Source organism: Pseudomonas kitaguniensis, assembly GCF_009296165.1.
GTDB lineage: Bacteria > Pseudomonadota > Gammaproteobacteria > Pseudomonadales > Pseudomonadaceae > Aquipseudomonas > Aquipseudomonas kitaguniensis.
Genome location: NZ_VUAZ01000222.1, coordinates 1 through 5,772, shown reverse-complemented (window position 1 = coordinate 5,772; position 5,772 = coordinate 1). Strand labels below are relative to the sequence as shown.

At 56.7% G+C, this 5,772-nt stretch carries 6 protein-coding genes and 1 pseudogene; 4 read left to right on the top strand and 3 right to left on the bottom strand.

Going from position 1 to position 5,772, the window contains the following annotated elements:
* Positions 1-187: 187 nt before the first annotated feature.
* From F0169_RS28580 to F0169_RS26800, 3 genes and pseudogenes are all read left to right on the top strand, one after another.
* Positions 188-961 (top strand): annotated as a pseudogene (locus F0169_RS28580) (PAS domain-containing protein); the annotation flags it as partial.
* A gap of 102 nt (positions 962-1,063) precedes the next feature.
* Positions 1,064-1,501, top strand: coding sequence for a methyl-accepting chemotaxis protein (locus tag F0169_RS28575; RefSeq protein ID WP_241678237.1), 438 nt, complete (start codon positions 1,064-1,066; stop codon positions 1,499-1,501).
* Positions 1,502-1,630: 129 nt separating this feature from the next.
* A complete protein-coding gene (locus F0169_RS26800; protein ID WP_058411176.1) occupies positions 1,631-2,089 on the top strand; it encodes an Hsp20 family protein in 459 nt (152 codons plus the stop codon).
* 66 nt (positions 2,090-2,155) lie between these two features.
* On the opposite strand, the gene F0169_RS26795 is transcribed toward F0169_RS26800, so the two are convergent.
* From F0169_RS26795 to F0169_RS26785, 3 genes are all read right to left on the bottom strand, one after another.
* On the bottom strand, positions 2,156-2,581 hold the full coding sequence (locus tag F0169_RS26795) for a cupin domain-containing protein (RefSeq protein ID WP_152748109.1): 426 nt from the start codon (positions 2,579-2,581) through the stop codon (positions 2,156-2,158).
* A 203-nt stretch (positions 2,582-2,784) separates the two neighbouring features.
* On the bottom strand, positions 2,785-3,690 hold the full coding sequence (locus F0169_RS26790; RefSeq protein WP_152748108.1) for an arginase family protein: 906 nt from the start codon (positions 3,688-3,690) through the stop codon (positions 2,785-2,787).
* A 153-nt stretch (positions 3,691-3,843) separates the two neighbouring features.
* Positions 3,844-4,773 (bottom strand): helix-turn-helix domain-containing protein, encoded by a 930-nt coding sequence (locus tag F0169_RS26785; protein ID WP_152748107.1) that lies wholly within the window; start codon positions 4,771-4,773, stop codon positions 3,844-3,846.
* 449 nt (positions 4,774-5,222) lie between these two features.
* Here F0169_RS26785 and F0169_RS26780 point away from each other — a divergent pair, with 449 nt between their 5' ends.
* On the top strand, positions 5,223-5,555 hold the full coding sequence (locus tag F0169_RS26780; RefSeq protein WP_152748106.1) for a DUF6124 family protein: 333 nt from the start codon (positions 5,223-5,225) through the stop codon (positions 5,553-5,555).
* Positions 5,556-5,772: the final 217 nt, after the last annotated feature.

Below are 5,772 nucleotides of genomic sequence, written 5' to 3'. Positions count from 1 at the left end.
ACATAGGCCGCGATTGCACCGCTCGCCACCGATGCGGTCCGCAGGATGTATTTTTTGACGCATGAGTTGGTTTCAGCGCCTACGCTTTGCTGCAAGGCTGCAGCCTGGGGGCACTCGCCCGCTGAGTGGCCTCAATTTGCTTAGGACTATGCCGATAGCATTGTTATGACCAAGGAGGCCGTAGCTGATGTTTAATAAAAAACTCAAGAACCAGGTTAATGCTCAGGCGGCCGAATTGTCGGAGCTGCGCCAACTGCGCGATGGCCTCAACCGTGAAATGCTGACGTTGAGCATCGATCCAACGTTTAAAATCATCGGCTGTAACGCACACTTTGCCGAGGCTTTGGGCTACACCCCGGACCAACTGCTGGGGCGCGAGATGGCGAATATCGTCCCTAAGTACGTCTCCAAACTTCCGTGCTTTCTTAACTTTCAGGCGGCCGTCGCGGCAGGCCGATCAATCACGGACGAGTACCGGTATTTGCATGCGAATGGCTCGCTGGTATGGATTCATGCGCACTGGCAACCCGTCGCCGACATTGCCGGCAACCTGAGCCATGTCACCTGCTATGCAACCGACATTACTTCCCGCGTTGAACAGGCTTCGGAAAACACCTCGTTTATCGAGGCACTGCTGCGTTCAACTGCAGTGATCGAGTTCGACCTCTCCGGGCACGTACTCAAAGCCAATGACCAATTCTTGAAAGCCATGGGTTACAGCCTCAGCGACGCCAAAGGCAGCCATCACCGCATATTCTGTACGCCGGAAGAAACCTCGTCGCAGAAGTACAAGGATTTTTGGTTAACGCTGAACAAGGGCGAGTTTGTTGCCGGTCGATTTGAACGTGTCGACAGTCGCGGTCAAACCGTGTGGTTAGAGGCGACTTACAACCCGGTGTACGACGCCGAAGGCACACTCTGGAAAGTGGTCAAGTTCGCTACGGTGGTGACCGATCAAGTTGCCCGTGAACAAGACGTCAGCACCGCCGCGCAAACCGCCTTTGAAATCTCCCAACACACCGATGTGAGTGCCCAGCGCGGCGCCGTGGTGGTTAACGACACCATGCACACCATGCGCAAGATCGCGGTGGATATACAGGCGGCCTCCGGCGGAGTAGAGGCACTCGGCAAGCAATCCCTGTTGATCAGCTCGATTGTTCAAACCATCAGCAGTATTGCCCAGCAAACCAACTTGCTCGCCTTGAACGCCGCGATTGAAGCCGCCCGCGCCGGTGAACAGGGGCGTGGCTTTGCGGTCGTCGCGGATGAAGTTCGTCAATTGGCTGGGCGCACCAGCACCGCCACAGAGGAAATTGCCTCGGTGGTTGCGCAAAACCAGAAGCTGGTGGGCGAAACCGTCGCGGAGATGGCGAACAGTAAATCCCAGGCAGAGCAGGGCCTTGACCTGGCTACGCAGGCGGGCCAGGTGATTGTCGAGATTCAGGATGGCGCCAAGCGCGTCGTCGACGCAGTAGGCAGGTTTGCGACGCAATTGGGGTAGGTAAACGGGGCGTTAAAATTTTTTTGAGGCGCCCTTGAAAACCGTTGGGTAGTCCCTATTTTGGCCTTACGCGATGCCGAAAGCGGGTCGCGTATTAAATCACTTGGATAAAACTCAGGAGATTTTGTTATGGCTACTACTCTCTCGTTGGCCCCACTGTTCCGTCAGTCTGTGGGCTTTGATCGCTTCAACGACCTGTTTGAATCGACGCTGCGCAATGAGGCGGGCAACACCTACCCACCTCACAACGTCGAAAAACACGGTGATGACCAGTACCGCATCGTGATTGCAGTGGCGGGCCTCGTAGAGGACGACATAGACATTCAGGTCGAGAATGGCGTTTTAAGCGTTTCGGGTGGGAAACGTGAAAGCGATGAGAAGGTCACGTACCTGCACCAGGGAATTGCGCAACGGGCCTTCCGTTTGTCGTTCCGACTGGCTGACCATATCGAGGTGCAAGGCGCATCACTCACCAACGGTTTGCTGGCAATCGAGTTGCTTCGCGTCGTACCCGAAGAAGCCAAGCCAAAACGTATCGAAATCGGTACTGGCGGCAAGCCAGACTTGCGCCAGGTCAGCCTGCAATAACGTGATAAAAGGCGCTCTTCGGAGCGCCTTTTTTTAATCTGGCCCGCGCACAGCGAAAGGCCTGTTCTAGCCCTGCTTTGAAGCCATCAATTCATCAAGCTCCGGCAACAGCGTTACACTTTCTTGCTCATTCGGGTCGGTGCGAGCAACTAACACAGTGGCTACTTGCTCGTTGCTGCGGTTATACGGCACATGCGGCATTCCCGCAGGGATATAAAAAAAGTTACCTTCTTCCACGATGGCATGCTTTTCAAGCGCCTCGCCGTACCAGCAACCGGTGGCGCCACTTAGCGCATAAATAGCGGTTTCATGCTGCTGATGTTTATGTGCCTTGCCTTTCCCGCCAGGCGCAATGTTCAACACCTGCATATGGATATGTTGCGCACCGGCGCTTTGTGCAGAAATGCCAACCTGATAATCCAGCCCTTGTTTGCCCTGATAAGACTCAGCGGGTTTTAACAGAACACAGTCAAGCACGCGGTCAGTGGTCATGGTTTTCCTCCAACTGGGTGTAAGTTAGTCAGATTCACTCGGCCTGTTACGGGTTCATAACAGGCAGGGAAGGGGGAGTCGGCGGTCCATCTATCGGATAAATTAGTGTACTCGGCGATGGAAGTCACCTTTATGACTCAGGCATCGGCAGCAGGTGTTCAATTGTGTCGGTCGACGGCAGATTGACACGCCCCTGGGCAGGCTCAAACAGCAGAGCCGATCAGCGGAAGACGTGCCAACATGTTCTTCAACGCAAGTGCATCCCACGGCAGGTGTTCGGCGATGCCAATGCCTACGACGTCGGTAACAGCGGCCACATCGGTCAGCAGTCGCACCACGTGGGAAATCGTCATGTTGCCTTGAGCGACCCCGTCAAACGCACCCGCAGCGGCCTGCGGATCGGCGAACAGCACTGAGCGAAAGCCGTTCGGGTCCAACACATCCAGATCAAGGTGAATGGCCAGGTGTTTCGCCCCGGTTGAACGTAACCATTGCAGCACCGGTTCGCTGTTGTCAGCCAATTGCGCAGGGCTTGCGTGCTGTAGTCCCAGCCGCTCAATCACGCTGTTCTCCACGTGCGAGGTTTCCATCAGGCCGGCGTACATCACGTTCGCCGGTTTCAGCGCAAGTTTGACCGTGCCAGCGAAATCTGCATCGCCTTCACCGAGCAAATGGCCCAGCACCATCGCATGCGCATTCGGAAAATCCCTGGGCGTCAAGACATCAGGATGTGCATCGACCCACAGCACCGCCAGGTCGCCTGCATAGCGTTCATTCAGGTAGGCGAACGGCGCAAGGTCCACCAGGCAATCGCCGCCGAGCACCACCAGTCTGTCCGGTGCATGCTCATCGATGATCGCGCGTGCGCTACGCAACTGGCGCAGCAGAGCGCTGCGCCCGCGTATGCCATGTTCAATCGGCAACTGCTCGTCGCTCGGCGCTGTCACCGGCGCTGTCACCGGCGCTATCACCGGCACTTCGGCGACCGGCCCGTGCGCTTCGGGTGCCAGCCATGACAACAGTTGAGCGCCGAAATGGTAGGGCGGGTTATTGCCACCTTGCCACTGGGGGAAAAGCAATCGCAGGGTTTTAGCATTCGAGGTGTTCATGGTGAGGTTCCTGATGGGCGGGCAGAAGCGTCAGATACGAAGAAGCACGGAGCCTCTCCCAATCTCGTCTATCCAAGCGCATGCAGCGTGACGGCGGCAGACGTTGCATGCTTTGCCCAGCCAGCCAGACACTTCGCCTGGCTGGCCAATCTGTCAGTTGTTTTTGCAGAACACGCTGGGCGAGACCCCAAAAGCGGCTTTGAAGGCGCGGCTGAAGTGCGCCATGTTGGTGAAGCCAACACTGAGCGCGACGTCGCTGATGCTACGGGTTTTACTCTTCAGCAATGCCGCCCGGCACGCCTGCAGTCGTTGCTGCCACAGCCAGCGAGTGGCGGTGGTCCCCTCCATAGCAAACAGCCGACTCAGCGCGCGCGGTGACACATGAATCGCGTGTGCGATGGATGCCAGGTCCAGCGCGGGATCATCCAGGTTTGCCAGCAAAAACCCTTTCGCTTTCATCAACAGTGCAGCATGACGACTGGAATGGCCCACGTCAGCCAAGCCAAAGGCACCTTCAAAAGCAGTCGCCACTACGTCCAGCAACGCACCGCTCAAACGCTCACCGGCGCGCGCTTCCTGGGCGCCCGCGTTGAACACCTCAAGCAGCATGTTGCCCGCCAGCCTGCCTAGGCTCGAACCGCCGTCAAGCGTGCGGCTGACCAGCGCTTCGGGCCTTGGCAAATGATTGATCAGGCGCCCTCGCGGGATCGAAATAACAATCTGGTCGTCGCCGCGAGGAAACGCGCACCGATAAGGTTGGGCGCTGTTGAACAACACAATATCGCCGCATTGCTGCAACGATCGCCGCCCGCATTGTTCCAGCTCGGCTTCGGTACTCAGCGTGAGGCAAAGAAAAAAGTCGTCGCCATCCGCATCAGCGCTGTTGCGCTCGTACTCAATGGGCGCGGATGAGATGTGCGTCAGCAGAATATCGCCGAGCGTGTTGGCCTTGAGTTGGCCATCGAAAGGCGCGTCGGACAACGTCCGGTTTTTGGTCAGGCAATAGGTAGCACACACCACTTCGTTCCAATAACTGAAGCGCTCTTGCGCTTGTAGAGATCGGGGAGGGTAGAGAATCGCCATCGCCTGCATACCTTTAACTAGGTTGAATGCTGGGGATGCTATCAAAGAACTTCCAGCACTGGCTGCTGGCCGCTGTGCGTTTCGCGCGCGCGGGGGATCAGCACATTTCCTACAGCAGGCCGTGAAACGTTGAGGTGATAGGCGACAGCGCCTTGCTCCATTGCCTACGCTTGCGTCAGAATCGGCCGGCTTGTGCGCTTGAGTGGGCATCTCTAAGGTTGCTCGGTCGCTGAAAACTCAGTGATCGGGTTTAGTAGCCTGGGGTTATTCCAGTCAGTGCATAAGCGTCATCTATCGGACGGCCTCGTCCGTGCTTGATGGTGGCTGTGTGCAGGGCGTCCTCGGGCGCGCCGGCTTTCTTGGAATTCCCCGGTCTACTAACCTGCGCACGGCTGCCACCCCTTTGTTTAGTAGCTCAGAGGTGGCGCCCCCAAGAGGGAATTCCAAGTATGTTCAAAATCACGCCTAACCCTCCGAGCGAGCCAGACCTGAAACTCAATCAGGCCGCGCATCGAACGATAGACCGATACCTCAATCCAGAAACTGCCCCGCCCTCGCCATCACCGGGTTTGTTCAGCGTTGCCGCTGACGCCAGCAGTGAAACCCTGATCACCAACAGTTATGAAACCTTTTCCTCGGTTAGCGCGTTGTTGCTGGACCTGTCGGAGGATTTGACCGGGAAACAACGGGATGTGGCGCTGGCGATTCACCAACTGAGTGAGCTGGGGGTTTTGTTGATCGATAGATTGATGGAGCGGGAGGCGGGTGTAGTGGGTAGCTGAGTTTTAAATTGGGTAAGCCGATAGATTGCCGATTCGTCGTGACGCCGTTATGAAGAATCGGTGATTTTTCTATGGCTTTTTTGCGGTCTTGGCCAAGGGCTTCGACCGCGCGAACCCAGCAGGTAAGATCGACCTACCGAAAAAGCACGAATAAAGCGGCGTGGTTCGGCTAAGTGTTTGGCGGAGAACGGTCGTTAACGGCCGATTCTGTTGAAAA